20 protein-coding genes are annotated in these 25,293 nt (G+C 42.4%); 5 read left to right on the top strand and 15 right to left on the bottom strand.

Going from position 1 to position 25,293, the window contains the following annotated elements:
• On the bottom strand, positions 1–1,323 hold the full coding sequence (locus LLF92_11555; protein ID MCE5341741.1) for a tetratricopeptide repeat protein: 1,323 nt from the start codon (positions 1,321–1,323) through the stop codon (positions 1–3).
• A gap of 167 nt (positions 1,324–1,490) precedes the next feature.
• Here LLF92_11555 and ccsA point away from each other — a divergent pair, with 167 nt between their 5' ends.
• Together ccsA and LLF92_11545 are read left to right on the top strand one after the other, a co-directional pair.
• Entirely contained in the window at positions 1,491–2,222 is a 732-nt protein-coding gene (ccsA, locus tag LLF92_11550; GenBank protein ID MCE5341740.1) for a cytochrome c biogenesis protein CcsA, read from the top strand.
• A 202-nt stretch (positions 2,223–2,424) separates the two neighbouring features.
• Positions 2,425–3,756 (top strand): B12-binding domain-containing radical SAM protein, encoded by a 1,332-nt coding sequence (locus LLF92_11545; GenBank protein ID MCE5341739.1) that lies wholly within the window; start codon positions 2,425–2,427, stop codon positions 3,754–3,756.
• A gap of 6 nt (positions 3,757–3,762) precedes the next feature.
• On the opposite strand, the gene hisI is transcribed toward LLF92_11545, so the two are convergent.
• Positions 3,763–4,179 (bottom strand): phosphoribosyl-AMP cyclohydrolase, encoded by a 417-nt coding sequence (hisI, locus tag LLF92_11540; GenBank protein ID MCE5341738.1) that lies wholly within the window; start codon positions 4,177–4,179, stop codon positions 3,763–3,765.
• A gap of 75 nt (positions 4,180–4,254) precedes the next feature.
• Here hisI and LLF92_11535 point away from each other — a divergent pair, with 75 nt between their 5' ends.
• A complete protein-coding gene (locus LLF92_11535) occupies positions 4,255–5,289 on the top strand; it encodes a flippase-like domain-containing protein (protein MCE5341737.1) in 1,035 nt (344 codons plus the stop codon).
• Between the two features lie 103 nt (positions 5,290–5,392).
• Here LLF92_11535 and LLF92_11530 read toward each other — a convergent pair whose 3' ends face one another.
• Genes LLF92_11530 through LLF92_11490 form a run of 9 tightly spaced genes read right to left on the bottom strand, consistent with a single transcriptional unit; the run spans position 5,393 to position 16,298 of the window.
• Complete coding sequence (locus tag LLF92_11530; GenBank protein MCE5341736.1) at positions 5,393–6,151, bottom strand: DUF4097 domain-containing protein; 759 nt, start codon at positions 6,149–6,151, stop codon at positions 5,393–5,395.
• 11 nt (positions 6,152–6,162) lie between these two features.
• Positions 6,163–6,945, bottom strand: coding sequence for a class I SAM-dependent methyltransferase (locus LLF92_11525; protein ID MCE5341735.1), 783 nt, complete (start codon positions 6,943–6,945; stop codon positions 6,163–6,165).
• 24 nt (positions 6,946–6,969) lie between these two features.
• Entirely contained in the window at positions 6,970–7,644 is a 675-nt protein-coding gene (locus LLF92_11520) for a response regulator transcription factor (GenBank protein ID MCE5341734.1), read from the bottom strand.
• 11 nt (positions 7,645–7,655) lie between these two features.
• Complete coding sequence (locus LLF92_11515) at positions 7,656–8,378, bottom strand: hypothetical protein (GenBank protein ID MCE5341733.1); 723 nt, start codon at positions 8,376–8,378, stop codon at positions 7,656–7,658.
• Positions 8,379–8,380: 2 nt separating this feature from the next.
• Entirely contained in the window at positions 8,381–9,013 is a 633-nt protein-coding gene (locus LLF92_11510) for a hypothetical protein (protein ID MCE5341732.1), read from the bottom strand.
• 37 nt (positions 9,014–9,050) lie between these two features.
• Entirely contained in the window at positions 9,051–9,863 is an 813-nt protein-coding gene (locus LLF92_11505; GenBank protein ID MCE5341731.1) for a DUF1648 domain-containing protein, read from the bottom strand.
• Positions 9,864–9,872: 9 nt separating this feature from the next.
• Positions 9,873–11,705 (bottom strand): HAMP domain-containing histidine kinase, encoded by a 1,833-nt coding sequence (locus tag LLF92_11500; protein MCE5341730.1) that lies wholly within the window; start codon positions 11,703–11,705, stop codon positions 9,873–9,875.
• Positions 11,695–14,301, bottom strand: a complete 2,607-nt coding sequence (locus LLF92_11495) for a DUF3108 domain-containing protein (GenBank protein ID MCE5341729.1) — start codon at positions 14,299–14,301, stop codon at positions 11,695–11,697. Before LLF92_11495 ends, LLF92_11500 begins: the two co-directional genes overlap by 11 nt.
• A 17-nt stretch (positions 14,302–14,318) precedes the next feature.
• The gene (locus tag LLF92_11490; GenBank protein MCE5341728.1) at positions 14,319–16,298 is read right to left on the bottom strand and encodes a tetratricopeptide repeat protein; all 1,980 of its coding nucleotides are present in this window, start codon (positions 16,296–16,298) and stop codon (positions 14,319–14,321) included.
• Positions 16,299–16,570: 272 nt separating this feature from the next.
• On the opposite strand from LLF92_11490, the gene LLF92_11485 reads away from it, so the two are divergent.
• Both LLF92_11485 and LLF92_11480 read left to right on the top strand, forming a co-directional pair.
• Positions 16,571–18,277, top strand: a complete 1,707-nt coding sequence (locus LLF92_11485; protein ID MCE5341727.1) for a hypothetical protein — start codon at positions 16,571–16,573, stop codon at positions 18,275–18,277.
• Positions 18,278–18,411: 134 nt separating this feature from the next.
• Entirely contained in the window at positions 18,412–20,388 is a 1,977-nt protein-coding gene (locus LLF92_11480) for a DUF4954 family protein (GenBank protein MCE5341726.1), read from the top strand.
• An 18-nt stretch (positions 20,389–20,406) separates the two neighbouring features.
• Here the strand turns inward: LLF92_11480 and LLF92_11475 are convergent, their stop codons facing one another.
• The 4 genes from LLF92_11475 to rpsO form a co-directional block, all read right to left on the bottom strand.
• Positions 20,407–21,762 carry a sigma-54 dependent transcriptional regulator gene (locus LLF92_11475; protein MCE5341725.1) on the bottom strand — a complete coding sequence of 452 codons (1,356 nt, stop codon included), beginning with the start codon at positions 21,760–21,762 and terminating at the stop codon, positions 20,407–20,409.
• 10 nt (positions 21,763–21,772) lie between these two features.
• A complete protein-coding gene (locus tag LLF92_11470) occupies positions 21,773–22,492 on the bottom strand; it encodes a two-component sensor histidine kinase (protein ID MCE5341724.1) in 720 nt (239 codons plus the stop codon).
• Between the two features lie 88 nt (positions 22,493–22,580).
• Positions 22,581–24,710 carry a polyribonucleotide nucleotidyltransferase gene (pnp, locus tag LLF92_11465; GenBank protein MCE5341723.1) on the bottom strand — a complete coding sequence of 710 codons (2,130 nt, stop codon included), beginning with the start codon at positions 24,708–24,710 and terminating at the stop codon, positions 22,581–22,583.
• A 96-nt stretch (positions 24,711–24,806) separates the two neighbouring features.
• Positions 24,807–25,073 carry a 30S ribosomal protein S15 gene (gene rpsO, locus LLF92_11460; GenBank protein MCE5341722.1) on the bottom strand — a complete coding sequence of 89 codons (267 nt, stop codon included), beginning with the start codon at positions 25,071–25,073 and terminating at the stop codon, positions 24,807–24,809.
• Between the last annotated feature and the right edge of the window lie 220 nt (positions 25,074–25,293).

Here is a 25,293-nt window from a genome sequence, read left to right as displayed (position 1 = left end):
TTACTCTATTTTTCTAAGGTCTAATCCAAGACTGTCGAGCATCTGTCTTATTTCCGAAAGACTCGTTGCTCCGAAATTTTTTACGCCCATAAGTTCGGCTTCTGTTTTTGATACCAGCTCGCCGAGAGTTTTTATGTTTAATTGCGACAGGCAGTTTTTGGCGCGAACTGAAAGGCCGAAGTCTTCTACCGATTTTGTAAGCATTTCATCGTCGAGATCGTCGTCGCCTTCGTCTTCAAATCCTATCTTAGACAAATCTTCAGGGAATTTGCCTTCTGCTGCCATACCGAGCCTTAACCCTCTCGATTCGAGCATAGCTTTGATTTCTGTAAGCGATGTTTCGCCGAAGTTTTTGTATGCCAGCAGCTCTGTCTCGCTGATTTTCAGCAGGTCGCCGATTGAGTTGATGTTCATCTTCTTGAGACAGTTACGGCTGCGAACTGACAGTTCAAAATCTGAAATCGGAGTTTCGAGAATCTTTGTCTGCTGGTCTTTGTTCTTTTCAATCTCTTCATCGTAGAACATTGTCTTTGAGCTGTCGATGTCTCTTTTGAAAAGGATTGCCCGCTGATTGTTCGGATGATATTTGAGCACCTGATTGACCGCGTACAACGCCTTGTCGAACTGGCTGGAATCTTCGTAAAGCACAGCCATATTCAGCAGAGCGTTTACATAAGGAGCGCCGTTGTTAGTAAGCTGTTTATAATAGTCAAGAGCTGCTTCTTCTTCGCCGCGAAGGTCGAGAATGAAAGCCAGATGGAACAGCGCCTTCGAATAATTCGGGTTTATTTCAGTCGCCTCTTCAAAGTTTTCAATCGCGAGGTCGTATTCGCCGCAGGCCTGGAGTTGTCTTGCGAGCGTGTAATGATACAACGCGCTTACCTTCTGGAAATTTTCGCAGTTCTTCAGTATTTTTGCAGCGGCATCCAAATCGCCTTTAATACGGTAAACAGATGCCTTTGCGCAATTGACAGCCAAAGCGTCTGCGCCAGCCTTTGCGGCTTTATCCAACGCTTCGATTGCCTTGTCAAACTGGCAGATTTTTCGCAGACAGAACGCAAGCTCAAGATGTTTCTCTTTGCTTTCGTCAGCCTTTTCCAGCAGTTCAACAGCCTTTGCGTATTTGCCAAGCACTGCCATCGCAGCACCGAGAGCCAGATAATTTTTCTTGCCGGACTTCGAAATTTCCTGCTCGGCTCTTTCGGTAAACGACAACCGGGTTTTTTCACTTGAGTTTACGAAATCTGTTGTGGCGAGAATATCTTCCATCGTGATGTTTTCAGCACTTAAGATGTCGATTTTGGGCTGACTTACTACTGTCATTTTATTTTTGCTCCTAATATAAATTCAGCTATTGTAAAGTTTTATTATGTTATATAGTTCGTGAAAGACGGTATTATAGTAACAATTAAAATTTATGCAATAGCATTTTAATGTTGTAAGTAGACCGGTTTTGTAGGTAAAGTTATCATATATATTAAGGTATGGCTATGGATGGTTTGAAAAGACTGTGTCTTTGGGCAAATATTGTCTTAACGCTTTTTGCAGCAATGGTTTGCGTTATTGGTTCTATGATGGGAGCGGGCTGGTGCGGGGCGTTTTTCAGCACTATACCGGGGGAAAGCCTATTAATTAGTTTGGCATTGTTGTTTGTCGCGATGGTTTTGGAGTTCGGTAGTGCAAGGCAAATATATTTAACAATCCGGATGTGGTTTAGATGGAGTAAAAAAGACATTATCGTTTCGGTTTTTCTTTTGGCTGTTGTGGTTTTAATTTTTTATTCGCGGATCCTGCCGGTTAAATCGCATAACCTCAAAAGCATTTATTTTGTGCCGCATATTTTCGCGAGTCTTCTTTCTTATGTTTTTTTTTTGCAGGCTGCATATTTTTCAGGCAAATGCCTGTTGAGCAAAAACGCTGAAATGGAAAACGAGGCGTATAGATTGATATGTCTTGGTTTTCCTCTGCTGACGGCAGGCATTATTATAGGCAGTATATGGGCGGCATCGGCGTGGGGAAACTGGTGGAGTTGGGACCCGAAAGAGACTTTTTCGCTTGCTGTGTGGTTTGTTTATCTGGCATTTATAATTTTCAGAAAATTTTACGGCCCAAAATTTTTGCAATTGAATTGCCTCTGGGGTATCATAGCGTTTTTGATGATAATATTTGGCGTAATCATTGTGAATTTCTCAAGAATTTTCGCAGGCCTTCACAGTTATTAAAAGAAATTAAAATAATAGTGGTTTTTTATGTGCGGAACGGATAGGATAAATAGAGGTGAGTAAGCAAAAATGATTTTTTGCTGAATTTTTAATTCAGGAACAAAATATAGCAGAGCATCATAAATATCACCATGCACTATGCCTGTATCCTTATTTTCCCAAGGACAAAGGGACTGGTCTGGACTTCTTTCCCCCGACAGGGTTGGAATATATAGCGACCGCGTTAAAAGGGCACGTTGGCGAAATCAGCTTAATCGACCTCCGTCATAAGCGAACTTTACAACCGCCTCAAAAAATGTTCGAGTTCATCACGAACAAAATCGATTTGATTTGCATCAGTATCGGCTGGCGAGCACAGTACGACAAAGTTTGTAATTATATAAACCAATTACCTGCTGGTAAAACAACCGTTGTCGGCGGGCGCGAGGCAACCGATAGAGTTGAAGATATTTTTCTGCGATGCAGCAATGTAGATGTTGTTGTTCGCGGAGAGGGCGAGCAGACCATTCAGGAGCTTGCGGATGGACTGCCGTGGGAACAAATTCTCGGTTTGTCATACAGACGCGATGGCAAAATTATTCACAATCCAAACCGGCCGCTCCAGCCGATAGAAGATATTTTACCGCCGGACAGAAGCCTGCGGCAAAGCCGATATTTTCCCGTCTTGCACGGCGTAAAGCTGCTGCCGATAGAGTTTGATACTATTCTTGGTTCACGAGGATGCCCATACAAATGCAAATTTTGTACATTCAGTATGAATCCTCTGGGGCAGAAGCGTGAGTATGTCGCTCGAACGCCGGAGTCGGTGGTAGATGAAATCGAAGCGAGCAGGGGCGATATGATTATTTTCGCTGACGATAATTTCTTCGTCAATTCAACTCGCGCCGAGCGTATATGCGATCTCATTATCGAACGAGGAATCAAAAAATTATACTTTGCCAATGCAAGAATCGAAGCGTCCAAACATCCGCGTATGCTGGAAAAAGCGTACAAAGCAGGATTTCGTGTACTGCTGATGGGTATTGAATCGGCAAGCGATAGAATCCTCGAACAGATGAACAAGGGCTTTAACACACAGCAGATTCGTGATGCTTTTAAAGTATTTAGAAATTTCCCATTCTTTTACCACGCATACTTTATCTATGGCAATGTTGGTGAGACTGAAGAGGAAATGCTGGCCATACCTGACTTCGCCAGAGAACTTGGCGTGCATATGATTAACTTGAGCAAGCTTCGCGTGGATAAGTTCACGCCGTTGCGAGAATTGGTTGAAAGTACGCCCGGCTACTGGATCAACGAAAAGGGAAACATATACTCTAAAGAATTTGGCAGGCAGAGACTAAAACAGATTCGCAATCGGATTCGCCGTCGTTTTTGGTATCGGCCGGCACAAGTCGTTAAGGTATTTAAGACGATACACAACGGCGGTCTTCTCACTTGCTGGCAAATGGCGAAAATAGCTTTAGTGTCGTCCCTGCTTCTGTTGGATTATATGTGGCAGAGCATCTGTAAGATTTTTCGCCGTAAATCGTAAAGCATATTATTTTTTCTTGTATGCCTGTTCGGGGTCGTACACTTTTTCTGCGATGAATTCCAGTTCTGCTTTTGTGCCTTTTTTCAATGCTCTGTAAAAGCACGATTGATAACCGACGTGGCACTGTCCCTGGTCAACTTCAACTTTCAAAATCAAACAATCCTGGTCGCAGTCTGCTAAAATCTGTTTTACTTTCTGGACGTGGCCGCTTTCCTCGCCTTTCTTCCAGAGTTTCTTTCTGCTGCGACTGTAAAATACAGCGTTGCCGGTCTGGATTGTCAAATCCAAAGCCTCTTTATTCATATACGCGACCATTAGAACGTCGCCGGTGTTTGCGTCCTGCGAAATGGCTGTGATAAGGCCGTTTGCGTCAAATTTCGGTTCAAAATTCGTGCCCAACTCGATTTCTTTATTTGCTGACAATTTAAGTTCCTTTAAATCTTGATTAATAATGTTTTACAGATTATCATACCTCGATTCAAATTTAAAGGGAAAGTTTTGGCGACAAAAAAGAAAGCAAATAAACACACGGCAAATCTTATCAGGCTTCTGATAGCGGCGGCAGCTTTATGTTTTGCGTTCAAAGGCGTAAATATAAAAGAACTTATCGGTAATTTCAGCAAGCTGAATGTGTCTGTCATTATCGCCGCGATTGCGCTTAGTCTGGCAGGGCAATTAATTTTTGTTTTTCGATGGCTGCTCCTGCTGCGCGCCCAGCAAATTGCAATTTCCTATATTCAGGCAGTCAAACTTCACTTCCTCGGTTTGTTTTATAATAATTGTCTGCCGAGTTCCGTCGGCGGCGACGCTCTTCGCGCGTGGTATGTTACGAAGCATACGGATAAAAAACTTGAAGCAGTGTTGAGCGTTTTTGTTGACAGGTGCATCGGGACGTTTTGTACGTTCAGTCTGATTTTTCTGGCTTACTGGCTCATACCATCCGGCGATAGCGGGACGCATCTGGATTTTCAATTTAATATCGTATCTCTTTTAATCAAACTCGTAATCGGCGTTGTCGGGCTTTTAGTGCTGGCTGCGCTGACGCTGTTTATTATGTTCAAGAGCCGAAAATTTCGGCCTAAGCTGCTGATGTACGGTTTTATTTTTATGATGAAGTGGAAGATGTGGCGCAATCAAATTGTAAATGCGGTAAAATTATATTGCAGCAAGCCGTTGACGCTGTTTTTCGCGATACTGCTTGGCTTTGTATGTCAGTCGCTTCCGATTTTCGGTTTGTATTTAGTCGGCAGGAATCTGGGCATCGAAGCGCACGTCAAATATTATTATGTTTTCTTTCCGCTGTCGTGGGTCATCGGCGTTATTCCAATCAGCGTGGGCGGGGCGGGCGTTATGGAACTCGGACTTAAAGGGCTGTTCAGTCAGGTCGCACAGGTTACGACAGAGCAGGGGCTTGGTCTTGGTCTTGCGCAGCGAATTATCTGGCTGCTGACTTCAATCCCCGGCGTGATTATTCACATCACCGGAAAACATCTGCCCAAAGACCAAAGAGTCGAGCCGGATAGTTTGCAGTAGCGGTTTTCTGTACTATTTGTTTAATCGCTGATTACACGGATTACACAGAAATAATTAAAATATAATCAGCGTAATCTGCGTATTCAGTGATTAATAACAGGTCTTATTTAATATTTATCGAGCCGACATCGGTTCGCAATCTTACATCGCCTTCACCTTTGCCGATAGTGCCGTCAAATTTTTCTTCGCAACCGTCTTTTTTCTTTACGCCGGGCTGGTCGGAATTGATATTGCCTACGTCAGTGGCTGCATCAATATTAGCAGACATATTTTCCGGGCCTTTAAAATGGATGCTGCCGACGTCTGTGGATAATCTGGCGTCAGTGATGCCTGCGGCCGGCGTGTAGTCTGTGCGAATATCTCCTACATCGGTTTTCAAATCTAATTTTCCGCTGACATTTGCGCAATTGATATTGCCGACATCGCACGATGCGACGATATCGCCTTTGATGTTGTTGATGTTTATATTGCCGACGTCTGTTTTGCAGTCGAGATTTACGTTTGCGGGAGTATAAATCGTATAATTCACGGAAAACCAATCGCTTTTTATTTCGACCGGCTTTTTGATTACGAGGCTCACACTGCCGCTGATGTTGTTTTCAACCGTTATGTTAATGCTCTCGGCGACTTTTTGGGCTTCTTCGACGGTTTCGCCCTTGCCGATAATTTCCGCATTGAATTTCGGCTGCGGCAGGTTGCTTTCGCAAATGGTAATTGAGCCGACATCCGTGCTGACAATCAATTTTTGCCCATTACTGATTGGTAAAGGCATTTCAACCGTTCGGGTATATTTTTCTTTGAGGTTACAGCCGACAAAAAACAGGCCGCCAATAATTACAATCGTGTAAATCATTTTTTTCATTTTAGTTTTCCTTATTTTCTGCATCTAATTATCAAAAACCATGCTACAACCTGTGTGTACGAAAGTGAAGGAAATTTTTTGACAGTTTCATCATTGGGCGTTGGCTCATAAAATTTATCGAGAGCGAAACCTGTTTCAATAAGCAAATTGAGCCATTTGCTCAAAGGCATCATAAAACGAGGTATTTTAAATTTCGGATATTTATTTTTCAATTCATCCGGCGCAGCACTGAATATCCATTCTTCAGTTTCACCGTTAAATTCGTGAAAATAATCGCCACATTTTAAAGCGATCGGTTTGCCGTTTTCGCCTGTCAACCATTCCCATTTCGGTGTGTGAAAACAGGGGTGACTGATTGAAAACTGGAGAAATCCGTCAGGCTTTAAGATTCGATATGCTTCTTTTATGGCTTTATCCGTTTCTGGTATGTCCATAAAACTCATATTTGCAATCGCGAAATTAAATGTATTATCTTCAAATGGCAGTGCAATTGCGTTTGCTTCTTTGTATTCAATGCCGAGCGGTTCTTTTGCTTCCGATTCTTTGGCATATTTTATAAATTCAGAACTGATGTCAATAGCGGACATTTTTGCGCCAAGCTGTGCGGCTTTGCGTGTGTTGTGTCCTTCGCCGCAACCGATGTCCAGACCGTTCAAGCCATTTATATCGGGTAGTATCTCGAAAAAGGCGGGCGTGTTTAAATGGTCACGATAAATATCGCAGCCCATTCGGGAAAGTTTTGTCCATGCCTCGGCGTTTTGATTCCAATATTCAGCTACTTTTTTATGTTCCATAAACTGTTCATCCATAGATATATTTCAATCTAAAAATTTATAGCCGATTTCGCGGAGTGTGTGGATAAAGACGGGATTGTCCGCGTCGGGTTCGATTTTATTTCGCAGGGTTGTTACGAATCTGTCAACGCTGCGATGGCCTGTAAAGCTGTTATAGCCCCAAACGGCGTTCAATATTTCATCACGGGTCAGCGCTTTCCCCTGCTTTTTGAGGAAAAATTCCAGCAGCTTATATTCCTTGGGCGATAGCTCGATTTCTTTTCCTTTTTTCGAGAGTTTTCTGGCGGAAATATCGAACTGAAAATCACCGAATTTAAAACTTTCCTTTTCTTTGTGTTTCCTGCGACGTAAAAACGCGGCCGCTCTTGCCAGAAGCTCTTTAATACTGAATGGCTTTGTAACATAATCATCTGCGCCGAGATTGAGGCCGAGGATTATATCCGATTCTTCGCCTTTGGCGGTCAGCATTATAATCGGCATATCGAGATTTTCTTTGCGTATCAATCTGCAAATTTCAAAGCCGTTAATCTTCGGCAGCATAATATCGAGAAGAATCAAATCCGGCTTTGCATTCAGCGCAGCTTCAAGCCCTTTTTCGCCGTCCATTGCGGTTAAAACATTATATCCGGCATAAGCGAAGTTATCCTTCAAGCCTCGCATCATCGATGAATCATCTTCTATTATTAAAACTGTTTCCATAAAACCTTATTTTAATTTTTATTAATATTTTCAGTTTTTTGCACTGCAAAAACTTCTTCCTGGCACATTTTACAAAGTTTTTTTGGTGGCCCAAGATGAAGTATTGCACTCATGGAAGAAATAAAATCAATCTTTGGATATAAAATACAGTTTGGATTCGAACAATGGCCTGCATTGCCTTTTATCATATGTTCTTTTCGAGCGGGAACCCTCAAAGAATGGCACAATTCATGCAAAATCACAAGCGATGTTAATTGTTCAGATGAAACAAAGGGTATCGAAGCCGCGTGTGCATCGCAGATTTGTTTATTAATAGCTATAAACTGCTGACATAATTCTGGCTTGTCTTTTAACGCAGTATAATTAAAGAAACCTTTCCTTTGCAAGAAATCCATACTTGGGCAAACGATTATGGTTATCCATGTTGGGTTATGTTTTTTAGAACTTGCGATTTCGTCAATTTGCTTTCTTGAAATTGCGTTATCATCGCCCAGGTTTAATTTTATATTATTGCAATCGAGAATTTTTATTTCGCCGGTAATATAGGGCTTAAAATAATTAATCGCATCCTTTATGATTTTATCTGAAGTCAAAGCATTATTTACTGATATAACCTCAATTGTTAATGTTTTAGCATTTATAACTGACTCACACAGCTGATGATCTAATTCAATTTTGGAATAAGCATATTGAGCCTGTAAAAAAATTATACTGATGTAAATAAAAAATTTCATAATCAATAAATCCCCGGAACAAAACGACATTTTGTTTTTCGCATGTATTTCGAATATGAGTTATCGTTCGACAAAACTTTTTCTTCATATTTCGCACGTTTATCATAAAGAAAAATGACAACTACTAAAAGCATAATATTATAATACAGCGGATTTTTCAAGGTATATACAATCTTAATGAGGCTTGACGACAAATACATTGGGTGTCTGACAAGATTGTAAATATATTTTGTTTTAACAACTCTTAACGCAGGCAGAAAATCATAGCTTCTGCCGAGTATAAGTGCTGTTATGATTCCCAAAAGCACTGCAAAAATTATCATCGCATCTAAAAATATTAAAATAATTGGATTGTGATTTACATCTGCCCTTGAAAAGAAGAAGCCTGAAAATGATGTAATTAGTGCGATTATCCAGTGCAGAGGATTCATACTTACAACAGAAGGGCGGCTTCGAATCAGGAACAGCAATGAAATAGTTACATTGTAAACAAGCCATAATAATTGAACAAAATCAAATTTTTCTATCAGCGATTTTATGCCTGTTATACAAAAATAACTCCCAAACAGACACAACAGCAGACTGAAAGTAAAGCTTTTAAAAAATGATTCAATTTTTGCGTTTTTTATTTCCATTTTTTTATACTGGTCACGAAGACACAAAGATACAAAATTAATTATTTTGTCTTAACAATCCTTTTGTCTTAAAAAAAACTGATACTGCTTTTGAGTTTTCAACTGTGAAGCCGACTTTTGTCCATTTATTTTTTATTTTCAATATGAAAATCATATCTCTGTTTGGCCTGTTATAATCGGCCGGAAACCAGATTCTGAAAAGTAAATCTCCTGTGCCATGCATTCGCCATTTGCCATTCCAAACCGTGGGCTTAAGAGCCTTAACATAATCCACCTGCGAAAGATTCACCTTTTTACTGCCCATCGGGAAATAATAATCTTTGAAAATCATATTATTGCCGGAGATTTCAATCAGGCTGTCTTTATATTTGCCGTCGGAAAAATTTATATTTTCAGTGATTGCAGAAGATTCCGATTTTTGCTGCTGACGCATAAGGGATATGATTAACATCAAAATCGATATTATTAATACAGCGACACCTGTGCTCATAAAAATTGGAACACTGAAATCCACGCCGCAGTTCCAAATGAGCACAGCGATATATGAGCCTGCCAAAAACAAGGATAAAATTAAAGTGAAATAATCCATGAAAAACAGGGCGATGCTTTTTGATTTGTTTTTATCTGCTAATACGGAAACAGCGATGTTTATAAACAATAAAAATGCCGGTGACGCAATGCAAATTAACGCGGTTACGAATGTTCCGGAAAATTTATCCATATAGCCGTCGGGGGTTTTGCTGAATTGCCAGTGTGTTCCCATTTTTTCAGGCATATATGGATAAAATAAAATTCCGCTAATAGGAATGAGCAAAATAATAACGATAGTTATCCAATGAATTTTCCGCATAGCTGCTCCTTATACAGTTGGTATCCTGACGATAAATTCACTTCCTTTTGCGATTTTACTTTCGACGCTGATTTTGCCTTTATGCGCATCGACGATAAATTTAACTATCGAAAGGCCAAGACCTGTTCCCTCGACTTTGCGGGACAGGGAGCTATCGGCCTGATAAAATTTATCAAACACTTTATTCATCTGCCTCCGCGTCATTCCAATACCATTATCCTTTACCACAAAGCAAACGTTTGAATCTTCAACGAATACATTCAGTTCAATCTGCTTATTTTCGTTCGAGTATTTATACGCGTTATCGAGCAAATTTACAAGTACTGTTGTTATCGCGTCTTTGTCGGCGTTTACCATCGGCATAGGCTTGGCGATATCGAGCGTGAAGTGCACATTGGCGTTTTCAAATTTCGCGTGCATTGCCTCGGCGGCAGCGGTTGCGATTTCGACAGGGCTTGTCTTTGTAATTTCAAAAACCTGCTTGTTGCGTTCCATTCGGCTGAATGTCAGGAAATTATCAATCAGCCGACCAAGGCGGGCGTTTTCTTTCGCGATAAGCTGCAAATATTCCATCTCCTGCTGCTTGTTTTGGCATTTGTTTTCCAAAAGCGTATCGACCAGCAGGCGAGTTGACGCCAACGGAGTTTTTAGTTCGTGCGTAATGGTTGCGATGAAATCGTTTTTGAGCTTGTTGAGTTTTGCCTGTTTTAAAACCGCCGAGCTTGCCAGAAGTGTGCTTGCGAGCATCAGAATAATCACAATTGAAGCGACCCAGATATAAATGACTCTTTTTTTGTCGGCGGCTTCTTTAAAAACGCCGGAACGAAGATAAAGTTCAGTTTTCCAGCCGGTGAAATTATTACTTAGTTTCAGAGTTGAAAATAATTCACCATCGGTCGTATTTTTATTAATTATTGTTCCTGTATCGTCATGGATTTTGCAGAAAACCAAATTGTCTGTAAAATCGTCGATGCTCTTTTGCCAGAACTGCGTCATCTTCTCTTGCGTAACCAAAAGAAGATTTTTATTCTGATATATGCCGTACATCGGCGGGGCAGTTGCGATTTTGAAAAACGATTCGTTCGGTTCGGTTGTAATGTTGTTTTTGTCCAGGAAATCAGTCGCGGCAATAGTTAAATTTGCCGAGTCGATGAACTTTTGAGCAGAAAGGATTTCCTTCGGCAGATTTTGTGTGAGATTTTCCTCATTTGCTATTTTAGTCAGCCTGTCTAAAATGAACACCTGTGTTTCCGTTGGAATCGACAAATTTACGGTAAACAGTCGTTTTAGCTCTTTTTGCAAGTCCTGATTGTTTGTTTTACGATACAAATCAATTAACAATAATCCCGCTTTTGCTTTTTGCTCATCATTGAAATATTGTGTGTCAATGCACTGTCGGCAGATATTAATTGCCTCATCGTATCTGTGTAAATATTTCAGACACCTAGCCTGCCCGATTAAGCCAACATAAACAACCGCAGGGTCGGAATAAATTTTGTTTTTTTCGTATTCCGCAAGGGCACCGGTGATATCGCCGTCAGTAAATTCAAGTTTTTTTGCTTTTTGCAGTGCTTCAGATGGAATGGAAAATTTTTGCGGAACATATTGAACGGTTGACGAAAAATTATTTGTATCGTTTGTAAAATTTTCTGTCGCTTTTTTGAAAATTTCCTGCCCGCGTGCGGTATAGCTGTCGATAAGCTTTTGCCGTATCGCCAAACGTTCGTTTCTGACCGCCTGCGTCATAAACCAAAGCAAACAGGCAGTGGGCAGTATCACCGCTATCGCAAGCAGCAATATTACCCACCGAAGTTGATTCGAATTTTTAATTTTATTTTGCATTGGTTCTGAAACTGTTAATTATGGAATCGAAATCTGCCTTATTTGCTTCGAATTTATCTTTTTCAACGCGAAATACAAACCAGTAAACAGTTGATTTACCGAGAATATATGTTCGATACTCAACCATCGCGGAGTCTTTTTCTTCGTAGTCGGCCTCATAAGCTGCTGCCGGCGTCGCATCGATAGTCAAATCCTTCCATCTGTTTTCTCTTACAGTATAGTTTTTGAAATAACCTTTCAAAACCTTGATATCTTCCTCGGCTGCCTGTTTCGGCGAACTGAACATTGATGTAATACCTTCACCTTGTGCGGCTGTCAATACTGCCCAACTTTCCATTTGCGGACTGATAATTTGGATTGAGAATTTATATCCGCTTTCCTGCTGATTTATCATGCTGTACCATCCGACCGGAAGTTTAAATGAGACACCTTCCTGCGTCGTTTCATTTGGAACATTTGTCGTAAAGCCGATTTGTGACAATTCCATGATTGCCTGACCTGAATCATATTTGACCAGATATTTGTTTTTATCCGCTGATATCCAAACGTTATGCTGCAATGCTTTTATTTCGTTGGTATAGACGGCCAATTCGATTTTAAAACAATCGAAAGTACCGGCTGGTACAGTAATTTGCTCTTTACCTGTAACTTTGATTTCAGACTGGCAAATTGCACCACTTTGAACGGGAAAGATATTGAATTTCCCGGTATAATTCTCTGCCAGCGGCATTCTGCGGATGAGATACAATGCTTCTTCATTGTCATAAACAGTTTCCTGCGGAGTAAATTCGTTGTTCTGCGATTTTGAAGATGTCTTTATTGTTAAATTTATTTTATTTGGCAGATAATTTGCCTCAAAATATCCCAACTGATTTTTAGTTCTGCCGTAGATTGGAGTCATATCATCAATCCTTGCATCTACCTGCGTAAATTGCTGCGTGTTGTTTGCCGCAACGCTTATATAAGATTCAATTCGGCATATATCGTTGTTATCTGTTCGCAGAATATTATCAACGGTATATATTATTTCGCCGATTTTCGCATTAGCCATGGTTTTTAAATCATAACGAAGCATCTCGTTTTCACGCCATGGCGCAATCTCAAGTTTTAGAGGTTTGGCTGCAGCGATTGTTGCTCCGGCGAGTTTATATTGAAATTCAGTTAAAATACTTCCGCCGGGAGGGATTACTTTTTCAACGTGCAGTTCAATTCTGCCGTCTTTTGCAGTCTGCTGCATACCCGGACTTGTCAAAATAACTTCTGCGTCTTTTGGCAACAGATATGTTTCTTTACGCAAAGTCGGTACGCCAGAGGCGGGGGAATGATTCATAAAATATCTGAAAGTGTTTGTCTGGCCGACGACCGATGTTATCAGGCCTCTTATTGTGCCTTCACTAAAATATGTAAATTCCTCGCCCGGCATTATTGGTTTATTGAATGTGATTTTATAACGATAGATATTGCCTTCATGAGTTGTTTCAAATGGTATCACTGTGCCGTTAGTCTCATACATTTTCGTTAATGAAACAAAATCGGAATTGATGAAGCCATTAGTTGTAATTGGCTCTGAACCATCATTTTTGATTTTGTTCGGCATTTTAAAATGTATCAAACCATTTGCATCTATATCGTTGTACATTTCCTGTACAAGTTTTGCGGCTTTTGGTGATTCTACTTTTACCAGCGTCAATTTGCTATTTTTGTTGATTGCATCTATTAGTTTGTCTTTTTCTTCGTTTGTATATGTGCAAATGCTGTTTATTGTTTGGCCATTCTCTGTATAGCGGCTTGCATGATGTGTTCTGACACCGTCAGCACGATTTTGCCTGTATATTTCAAAGGCATCCTGTGATTGATCAACGGCCTTGTAGTGGATGATATAACTTCTGGAAATTACATCGTCCACTGGTTTAATTTTATCAAGTTGTGCCTGTGCTTTTTCGGCGATTGTTTTTTGTGATGCAAAATTGGTTACTACCTGCTCAAGGTATTTAGCGGCGGTTTCCTTGTCGCCTTTTTTTAAATAACAGTTGCCAAGCTGATATGCCGCTCTTGCAGCGATGCGTTCAACCTCGGTGTAATCCGTAAGAATTTGCGTGTAAATTCCCATTGCTTTTTCGAGATTACCCTCGGTTTCCTCGGCGTAAATTCCCTGCTGGAGCAGAACGGAAGATTGCTGCAAAGACGCGTTTGCGTTTTGCTTTGCCGAGCCTGAACCGGTTTTGAACGACAGCGGATAAATTTCCGCCGGTTCGCCGTTGGTGCCTTTGCAATTCTGATAGCTCGGACAATTCACGCTCATTTCATATTCGTGATTTGGCTGGAGTTTGACATCCTTTACAAGCGTTCTATTGTTTATCCAATGTGCTTTGCCGCCTTGCGGATAATTTGGTCCGCCGCCGCAAATTGACATTCCGCCGGTGTCCATATCCTGGTCGAATTCGATAGTAATCTGCGCCAGTGCAGGCGATACATCCTGCTGGCCGTTTGCGGGGATTGTTTTGACGACCTTTGGCGCAGCGGCATTTGCTAAAGTAATTAAAGTTGATAAAACCACAGCCATTGTAAAACAAAATATTTTTTTATAATTTTTCATTTTAAGTCTCCTTGTTTTTAGTTCTTTTTAGCAAGCGTTATTTGTACTTTGTGCACGACATCAGTTCCCTGTTCTTTGCTCCAGCAGTAAATATCGAAACTTTCGGCTGTTCCCCGGCTTGTATAAGGTTCTGTTTGCGAAGTTATTTCGAAATTTGCCGGCACGACGACATAAAAATCCTCAATTACAGGTGAACCATAATGATTCTGCATTGTTAAGGCACATTGCTGATTGGCATCTGCGGTTAATTTGCTGTTGAATGGATAGCTATAAAACAGCATTCGTTTTTCATTCGGCTCAATCGGCTCTGATGGTGTCCAGAAATATCTGTAATTGCTTGCGGGGATTTTGAACGTCCTGATTTTCTGTTTGACGCCTTTTTCATCATAAATGTAAATATCAGACGAATCGTTCGAACCCATTGCAATTTCGCCATCCATTGCTTCGCTTGTGGAATTGTAGAATATTTCTACATTGCCAAAGCTGCGGTTCAAATCTTTATCAATTATATGCACATGGCTGTTGGTTCGCAGGCCTTTTTCCGTTGCCTTTTCAAAAGTTTTGTAAAACTCTCCAACAATATATTCTCTTACTTTTGCCGGTACGGTGTTCAGGATTGGTTCTGGATTGGTGCTGTTTGCGTTAATTTCCTGTGCTTTTTGGAGGAGGTCTGCACGGATTTGGGTCGAATTGCCGGCATTGTCTTTTGTTGCGAATACTATCGCATAAGTTTTTGCCGGTATCATATCGGTGTTTTTAAAGCTTTCGTAAGGGGCGTAGTTAATTATCACAAGATAGGAGCGAGCAGGCTCGACTTTAACCGGCAGTACGCAGGTTCTGTTGTCTCTCCATTTCGGATTGCCAAGAACTGTCGGGTAGTCACTAAGAGGACCGGTTCTGCACCATGACCAGCCGTGCTGGAACATATCTTCATCAAATGTTACAGAGATTTCCTTTGTTGCCGGGTCAATGTCATTTGAATAAGCTTTCGGGAAACTATCCACAACAGTTGGTTTGGCTGATTCTGAATAAACCGACCTTGTCCCTAATACAATATTTTCTTCGTGCATAGTGTTTAGCGGGACATTTTTTTGCCATACGTAAACATCAAAATTACCGATTCTTCGATGTGATGTTATGTTTTTAGTTCCATTATTAGTTATTTCCAGGCTTGTTGGTATTACCGCGACGAAATTTTCGATTACCTTATCGCCAAACATATTGGCCATAGTCATTTCGTAACCTTTGGCCGATTTCGGCAGAGGTTCAGGCATAACCGCTCTGTATCCGAGAGTTTTAGTTTCGCCCGGCAATAGCGGTTTGTCGGCAGTCCATATAAATGTATATTTTGGGCTCTTTTGAGGATTGTCTTCAATTCTGAACTTCTGCTGCTGAAGATTTTCGTCATAAAGTTCCAGTTGGGCGTTGCTGCCGGAGTTGCCGAGCGTGATATCGCCCTCCATCTGCTTGTCAGAGTCGTTTTCTATCGTAACTAATCCGGCCTGAATTCTTACAAATGACTCATCGACGATATGTACAATGGTGTTGCTTTTGATTCCCAGTTTTTTTGCCTGCGCGTAGGTGTCACGCTGTAAATCAAACAAATATTTTACAAGTTCGCTTGAGATGCTGTCTAATTCGCCGGTTTTTTTGATTCCTAATTTGTCAAGCTGCTGCTGTGCTTTCTCGACGATGGCTTTTTGCTGCGGGAAATATTCGACGACTTCCTCAAAATATTTAGCCGCTTGTTCCTTGTCTCCTTTTTTCAAATAACAAGCGCCCAATTGATAAGTCGCTCTGGCTGCGATTCGTTCGACGTCATTATAATCGCTGCGGATTTGTGTGTAGATTCCCATTGCCTTGTCGAGGTTGCCTTCGGTCTCCTCGGCGTAAATTCCCTCCTGCAGCAAAACAGCGGCTGATTTGACTTCGGCAGCGGCGGATATCACCCCGCAAAAAGTCAGGAGGATAAACATGGTTACGTTCAGTGTTTTCATTTTTGACTCCATTTTAATAAATTAACATTTTTCCTTACTTTTACCAGCTAAATTAGTTTTGCACTTTTAGCTTTGAATTTTAAACTTCGTATGTTACGGTTTTGTTACGGATTTATCCTTTTTTGAAGATTTTTTATTATTGTTTTGCGATGTATATTTCGTATAATGTTGGCCTTATGTATAAGGATGCACGGATGAGTTAAAAATATGGAAGTACAGAGGTTTGATAATTTTCACACAGTTAACCTTTATGGTTTTTAAGGAGACGGAAAATGGTACAGTTTTTTTTAGGTTTGGTTTTTGTAATAACAGCTATCGGATTGTTTGTTTCGAGCAGAAGAGATAAAAATTCCACTAATCACGAAGACGCAATCAGGTCTTTAGGCTTTAAACTGGTGGCGGTGTTATTTTTCGGCATTGGTATTTTTCTTTTTGCCTCAACTTCATTCGTGATTGTCGGCTCCGATGAAGTCGGCCATCTGAAAAAAATATACCTCGGCAGAGAAATGAAGCCGGGACAGGTTATCGCGTTTGACGGTGAGAACGGCCCGCAGGCGCAAATTCTTACGCCGGGTTTCCATTTTTCGCCGTTTCTGCGTGTTATATACAAAATCGAATTTTTTCCAGTGCTGGAGATACCGAGCGGATTCTGCGGCAAAATTGTCGCAAGCGACGGTCTGCCTTTAAAAAGCGGACAGGTCTTTGCCGATGAATGGCAGGAGAGCAAATTTATGGATATGCTCAACGCAGAGTATTTTCTGAAAAACGGCGGCCAAAAGGGTTCGCAGCTTACAGTTCTCAAGCCGGGCAAATACAGAATTAATAATTACCTGTTTACTGTTGACGCCAAAACGCCTGTTAAGGATATTCCCGCAGGTTACGTCGGCGTTGTAAAGTCTAACGTTCAGCAGCTTAAGGAAGACCCAAATGCGATTGAAAGCGTGGTAACAGGGCTCAATCTGAAAGCTGAAGTTGTGCCGGTTGGATTCAAGGGCGTTTGGAAAAAAGTCTTAATGCCCGGCCAATATTATTTAAATGACGATGCTTTTAAGGTTATCGAATTTGATACACGCATTCAGACCTGGGAATACAGCGGTGGTTACCATCGTCGCTGGATAGACCTTGAAATCAGTCAGGAAGGTCAAATTCAGCAGAAGACCCGCGAAGCTGATATCCCGATTAATCCGAATGCCGCCGATATGGCGATTGCAGTTAAAGTTGAAGGCTGGGAGTTCCCGATGGATTTGCGAGTGCTTGTGCAGGTCTCCCCGGAAAACGCTCCTTATGTCGTCGCATCTGTTGGAAATATTCAGGAAATTGAGGACGATATTTTAACTCCGACGATTCGAAGTGTCGTAAGAAACGTCGCAGGAAAAATTAAGGTATTTGATTTAATAGACAAGAGAAGTGAAATAGAAGATGAAATTGAATCCAAGATTATTCCTGAAGGCGATAAGGCGTGGATTTCGATTAAGGAAATACGAATAGGCGATGTGATTATTCCGCCTGAACTTTTAGTCTCCAAACAGAGAGAACAACTCGCAGGCCAGCTCAAGCGAACATTCGAAGAAGAAAAAATTGCGCAGGAAACAAGAATCGAAAGCGAAAAGAAACGCGCGATGGCAGACCAACAGCCGATTCTGATGGCCGCTCAAATCGAAAAAGACGCTGCTGAATTCCGCAAGGATGCAGCTAAATTTCTCGGTGAAGGTGAAAAAATGAGATTAGTTGAAATCGCCGAAGGTCAAAAAGCGCAGACGGAAGTACTTGGTCAGGACAGGGTTTTACAGCTTGCGATGCTCAAGGATATTCTTGAGGCCGCCAAAGCCAGTCCCGATATAGTTAAGGTGCCGACGGTTTTGGTTCAGGGCAATAGTCAGGGATTCGAAGGTGCAGCGGCTATTCTCGGCGCAAGCAATATTATGCAGGTGCTCTCGCAGCAGCAGCAGCAGAAGGAATCTGAAACCGGCAAAAAATAATGCCGATTTTTCAAAAAAATCTCGTGCTGTTCCGCCGCTGCGGAATCCGCGGGTAAAGCGAAGCGGGCAGCGAAGTTGCAAACTTTACGACGCGCGAGCAATAATACCAATTGGTATAATCGGAGACTAAAACGATGAAAGATAAGCATATACCGCTGACGCAATCGCAGATTCAGCAGCTTGAAAAACAAAACTGCCAATGTGCGAACTGGAATGACGTTCTTGTATTGCCGGGGTTTAAAACGGACAATGTTAAAAATGCAACGTTTTCCGGCAAAATAAAACTCGGCATTTTCGATAAGCAGGTCGGCTTTTACGGCGGTGTGCTAAAGCCGGCAGGTATTTTGAATGCGCATGTTCACAACTGCGTCATCGGCGACAATGTTTATATTTCGAATGTTTTGAGTCATATAGCCAATTATAACATTGAAGATGAGTGTATAATTGAGCATATCGATTTGCTGGCGACCGAAGGGAAGACGACTTTCGGCAATGGCACAAAAGCGGTTGTGATAAACGAAGCCGGCGGACGCGAGATACTGATTTACGACAATCTCTCTGCGCAGGTCGCGTATATTATGGCGTTGTATCGGCACAAAACAAAGGTGCTGGAAAAACTCGAACAGATGATTACGCAGTATGCCGACAGCGTTAAATCCGATATGGGTACAATCTGCAAAGGCGCTCATCTGACAAATTGCGGAACGATTAAGAATGTCCGAATCGGGCAGTATGCTGTTATCGGCAACATCAAACGCCTTGAAAATGGCACAATCAAAAGCTGCAAGGAAGACCCGACCGAAGTCGGCGCAAGCGTTGTCGCTAAGGATTTTATTATCGCCGAGGGCGTGAAGATTTCCGAAGGCTCGATTATCTCCGATTGCTTTATCGGTCAGGCCGTGAGAATGACCAAACAATTCTCCGCTGAAAATTCCGTATGCTTTGCTAACTGCGGATTCCATCACGGTGAAATTTGTTCAATTTTCGCAGGCCCTTACACCGTCAGCCATCACAAATCGACTCTGCTTATCGCGGGTCTGTTCAGTTTCTTCAACGCAGGCAGCGGAACGAATCAGAGTAATCATATGTATAAGGTCGGCTCCGTTCATCAGGGAATTTTCGAACGTGGCGCTAAAATGGCTTCCGACGGTTATGTAATGTATCCGGTACGAATCGGCGCGTTTTGCGTTGTGATGGGAAGACACTATCAGCATCCCGATACGGGCGATATGCCGTTTTCATATATGTACGAACAGGACGACAAATGTTTTGTTGTGCCGGCCGTGAATCTGCGAACCGTAGGCATTATCCGCGACGGTGAAAAATGGCCGAAACGCGATGAACGAAAATGCCCGAATAAAACAGACCTGATTATTTTTGATGTTTTAAGCCCGTACACCATTCAGAAGATAATCAACGGTCTTGAAACGCTGTTGAACTTAAAGGCGGTAACCGGCGGCAATGATGTGCAGTGCTCGCAGAATCTGCATTTGAAGGCCGCATGGATTCACAAGGGCATAGAGTTGTACACGCTTGCGATTAACAAATTCCTCGGCGATTGTCTGACAGCAAAACTTGCCGATGCAAATTTGAACAATCTCAATGATTTGGGAAAAATATTTGCCCAGCCGGCTTCCGGACTTGGCAAGTGGGTCGATGCAGCGGGGCTGCTGGCTCCGCAATCGGATATCGAATTGCTGCTGGGCGACATTGAAAACGGAAAGCTGACTTCGATGGATGATGTGCAGCAAAGACTGCAAAAATGCTTTGCTGATTACAAGGACAATAAATGGTCGTGGGCGTGCGAAAAGCTCAACTGCATATTGAAAAATAAAATCGATTCGGAAGGCGTGATTAAAATTCTCAATATTTGGCAGCAGGCAAGTCATAAGCTGTATGAGATGATTATTCAGGACGCTCAAAAGGAATTTGAGGTTCCGCCGCGAATCGGTTTTGGCATCGATGGCGATGAAAAAATTCGTGATGCTGATTTCGACGCAGTTCGCGGAACGTTCGAAAGCAACAGCTTTGCAAAGGAATTACAAAAGAGACAAGCCAATGTAAACGCAACTGCTCAAAAATGGACAGAAAAAATTAAGTCGATAATTTAAGATTTTAAATATTAAATTTTAAATCTCGATGTTGTATTCTTTGAGTTTGCGATAGAGTGTGCGTTCTCCGATGCCGAGCAGTTTGGCCGCCTTTTCACGGTTGTTGCCGACTTTTGCGAGTGTATCGATAATAGCCTTGCGTTCGATGTCGTTCAATGAAACGCCTCCAAGCGGGGCGGATACCTGTCCGGAAAGCTGGCGAACCTGATGAATCTCGACGGGGATGTCTTTTACTTCTAATTTTTCGCTGTCGCTCATTACCGCCATTGTGCGTATGCAGTTGCGAAGCTGACGAATATTCCCCGGCCAGTTGTATGCCTTGAGAATATTGAGTGCGTTATCTGAAATGTTTTTTTTAGGCGTTCCCAGTTCCTGTGCCGCTTTTTGCAGAAAATAATCCGCCAGTTTTGCGATGTCCTGTGTTCTGTCGCGAAGGGCGGGCACTGTAACGCTGACACCTTTGATTCTGAAATAAAGGTCCTGCCTGAATTTTTCCTTTTCTACGAGGTTCGCCAAATCGTGGTTTGTCGCGCTTATAACGCGGACATCAACGGTAGTGGATTTGTTCGAGCCGACCGGCACGATAATGCCGTCTTCGAGAACACGAAGTAGTTTCGCCTGCATCGTCAAAGGCATATCTCCGATTTCATCGAGAAACAGCGTGCCTTTATCTGCGACCTCGAACAATCCCTTGCGAGCCTCTGTTGCGCCGGTAAAAGCGCCTTTTGCGTGGCCGAACAGTTCGCTTTCCAGCAGCGATTCGGTCAGGCCTGCGCAGTTGATTGGTTTAAATGCGTTGTTTTTTCGCAGCGAATTGTTGTGTATCGCCTGGGCGAGTAATTCTTTGCCTGTGCCGGATTCGCCTTCGATTAAGACGGTGATATTTGTCGGCGCAACTCGTTTAAGAACTGAAAACACCGACTGTACCGACGGACTTTGTCCCATTACGCCGTCGAAAACAAAACCGTCTTTGTTTTTGGCGGCAGGGCCGGTTGCGAGGAATTTTTTTAATGTTTTTTCGACCATCGCGCGGAGTTGATCGATATCAATCGGCTTGACAAGATAATCCGACGCTCCGCTTTTCATCGCTTCTTTGCATGTCTCAATCGTTGCATAGGCTGTAATAAGAAAAACATCGCTGCCGGGATTTTGTTCTTTGGCGGTTTTTAAAATATCCACGCCGTTGATTTTGTCGTTGTGCAGATTCAAATCTGTAATCACGATGTCGATGTGACGGGTGCTCAACAGTTCTACAGCGTTTTTCGCGTCGTAAATTGCGATAGTTTCTCCGCCGCTTTGCGCAAGAGCCTCTGCCAACACGTCAGCGTGTCCTGCTTCATCGTCAACTATCAAAATTATCGGTTTTTCAGACATTACTTAGTATTTAGTATTTGCTTTCCAGCGGCAGAAGGATTGTAAACGATGTTCCTTTGCCGATGATACTGTCAACCTTTATTGAGCCTTTGTGCGCTTCGATAATTTTTTTCGAGGTCGGCAGGCCAAGTCCGCTTCCGCCGACTTTGGTAGAATAATACGCGTCGAAGATTTTTTCAAGATTTTCCGGCTCGATTCCTTTGCCGGTATCAGTTACGGTAATTACAGCATCATTGTTCATTTTTTGTGTTGTAACTATCAGTTCTCCGCCGGGCATTGCCTGCTGCGCGTTGATGAACAGATTCAAAAGCACCTGCTTGAGCGAATTGCTGTCGACAAAACAAATTAAAGGCTCGCCGCACATTGCCTGTCGAATCGTAATCGACCTGCTGGTCGCCTGCGGCGAATAAAAATCAATCATATCGCTCACAAGCTTGTTGATATCGACCGAAGCAGGGTGCAGTTCAGTTTTGCGGATGTAACGCAGAAAATCTTCGAGAATCTGCTCCAGCCGGTCGGTTTCCTTCTGCACGACGGCGATTTTTTTTGCCGCACGAACTGTGTTTTGGTCTTTCGACGCGGCAAGGTCTTCGCTGATGAGCTTGAGATTGACTTTTACTATCGAGAGCGGATTCTTCATCTCGTGAGCAAGACCGCCCGTAAGCCTGCTTAGCTCCTCAAGCTCCGAAATCTTCCGCGCTTCTGTTTTTTGAGGTTTTTGCCGCATCATTATATAGAAATAAAAAATCCGAAAAACGAATTTAGAAATCCGAAATTAATTTCGAATTCCGACTTTCGAATTTCGGATTTTAATTAACTTATGCTTGTGGCTGTGATTCGCCTTCAGCCTTCATTTGAGCAAGAGCAGCTTTTCTTGAAAGTTTAAATCTGCCCTGGTCGTCAATTGACAGCAGTTTGACAGGAATTATATCGCCCATCTTGCATACCGCGTCTACGTTCTTAACAAATCCATCCGCAAGTTCGCTGATGTGGCACAATCCTTCAACGCCCGGCAGTATTTCGACGAATGCGCCAAAATCCTTAATGGAAACAATCTTCGATTTCGGATAAATTTTCCCGACTGTCGGCGGTTCAGTCATATCCTGAATAATTTGACGTGCCTCCATGTGGCCTTCGCCGCCTACGCAGCTAATATAAACAGTGCCGTTTTCTTCGATTTCAATCTTCGTGCCGGTCTTTTCCTGCAGAGCTTTAATCGTCTTGCCGCCCGGGCCAATGATTTTGCCGATAAGTTCGGGGTCGATATCTATGCTTGTCAGTTTCGGTGCGTATTGGCTTAACTGCGGTCTTGGTGTGGCGATTGTCTGTGTCATAATATCAATAATTTTCATACGAGCTTCTCTGGCTCGTTCGAGTGTTTCAACAACGATATTATGCGATATTGATTTTGATTTAATATCAAGCTGAATCGCAGTGATGCCATTTTTTGTGCCAGCGACTTTGAAATCCATATCGCCGAAATGGTCTTCATCGCCAATGATGTCTGTCAGCAGAACATATTTATCCTGCTCCTGCACAAGGCCGACAGAGATGCCGGCGACAGGGTCGACAATCGGAACGCCTGCGTCCATAAGAGCCAGCATACCGCCGCAAACTGAAGCCATCGAGCTTGAACCGTTCGATTCGGTAATATCCGAAACTATTTTAATTGTATATGGAAATGCGTCGATGTCAGGTCTGACTCGCTCTAATGCCTTTTCAGCCAATGCTCCGTGGCCTATTTCACGTCTGCCCGGTCCTCGCATCGGTTTTACTTCGCCGACAGAATATGGCGGGAAGTTGTAGTGCAGCATAAATTTCTGGCCGTATTCTTCAAGCAGTCCGTCAACGATTTGCTCATCGCTGCTTGTGCCCAGTGTAACGGCGACAAGAGCCTGTGTTTCGCCGCGTGTGAAAAGTGCCGAGCCGTGTGAGCGTGGCAGGATTCCAACTTCGCAGCTTATCGGCCTGATGTCTGTCAATGTTCTGCCGTCAGGACGTTTGCCCTGCAAAATCATATTTCGCACGATTGTGCTCTGTATGCCGTCAATTATTCTGCCCATCAGAACCTTTGTGCATTTTGCTTCTTTGCCGTCCTGCTCCGTGCAGTATAATTCTTTTATGCCGGTAACAATTGCTTTAAGCGTTTCGTTTCTCTGCTTTTTAGAGATGATTGCGAAAGCCTCTTTGAACTGTGCTGAATATTTTTCCTTTATTTCATCGGCAAGCTGCTGATCCCATTTAATTTCAGGAACCTGTTTCTGCTTGCCGCATTTTGCTACGAATTCGTCAATCAAATCGCAAACTTCGATAATCGCCTTGTGAGCGGTTGCGATACCATCGGCAACAACGCTTTCTGGCAGTTGTTTTGCGTCAACTTCAATCATATTTATCGCGTCGCGTCTGCCTGCGAGCATAAGGTTGAAATCGCATTTTTCTCTCTGCGGATAAGTGGGGTTAATAACGAAATTACCTTCAACTCTGCTCAAGCGAACAGCGCCGATTGGCCCCTGGAAAGGTATGCTGCTTATTGAAAGGGCAGCGCTTGCGCCAATCATCGCTAACACATCAGGGTCATTATCCTGGTCTGCGCTGATTGCGTTTACTGTGATTTGTACTTCGTCAAAATATCCGTCCGGGAAAAGCGGACGAATTGGTCTATCGATTAATCTTGATGTGAGAACTTCTTTTGTGGTCGGTCTTCCTTCTCTTTTCATAAAGCCGCCGGGGAATTTGCCGGCTGCGCTTAATCTTTCTCTATATTCTACACTCAATGGGAAATAGTCGATTTCTTCCGACCGCGGCGGTGCTGATACTACCGCTGCCAACACCACGGTGTCGCCGTAACTTACTATTACTGTCGCGTCTGCCTGTCTGCCGATTTTGCCTGTTTCTAAAATTAAATTACTTTCGCCGATTTTCTTTTCTACTCTAATTACTTCTGCCATAATATTATTACCTCAATCTTCTTTGTGTATCTCGTATGTTAACAAATAGCAAAGCGCAACACGAGATTTTCTCTGCGCTTTGGGAGATACTGAAACTTATTTACGCAATCCAAGTCGGCCGATTACTTCTTTGTACCGCTTGATGTCTTTTCTGCTGATATACTTGAGCAGTGCCGACCTGTTGCCGACCATTTTCAACAGACCTCTGCGTGAAGCGTGGTCTTTTGGATGACTTTTGAAATGATCTGTAAGCTCATTAATTCTTGTAGTAAGAATTGCTATCTGGACTTCCGCTGAACCAGTGTCTTTTTCGGAAGTTCTGAATTCGGTTACAACTTTTCCTTTTTTTTCCTTCGTCAACATCTAATATTTACCTTTCTTAACTGTTTCATTTACATCAATTTCCGAATCTTTTGAATTGCACAATTATAGTTATTTAAAGAATTTATGCAATCTTTTTAATTGAAGATAATTGGAGTTGATATTGGTTTGGGGCGATATTGGGGTGTTTTGCGTAACTGCTTGTTTTGCAAGAATTTATGTGTTAATGCAGTCTTGGCCGTCATGCCAAATCATAAGTTTT

This window comes from Planctomycetaceae bacterium (assembly GCA_021371795.1).
Taxonomy (GTDB): Bacteria; Planctomycetota; Phycisphaerae; order Sedimentisphaerales; family UBA12454; genus UBA12454.
This window is presented reverse-complemented; position numbering and strand designations above follow the sequence as displayed.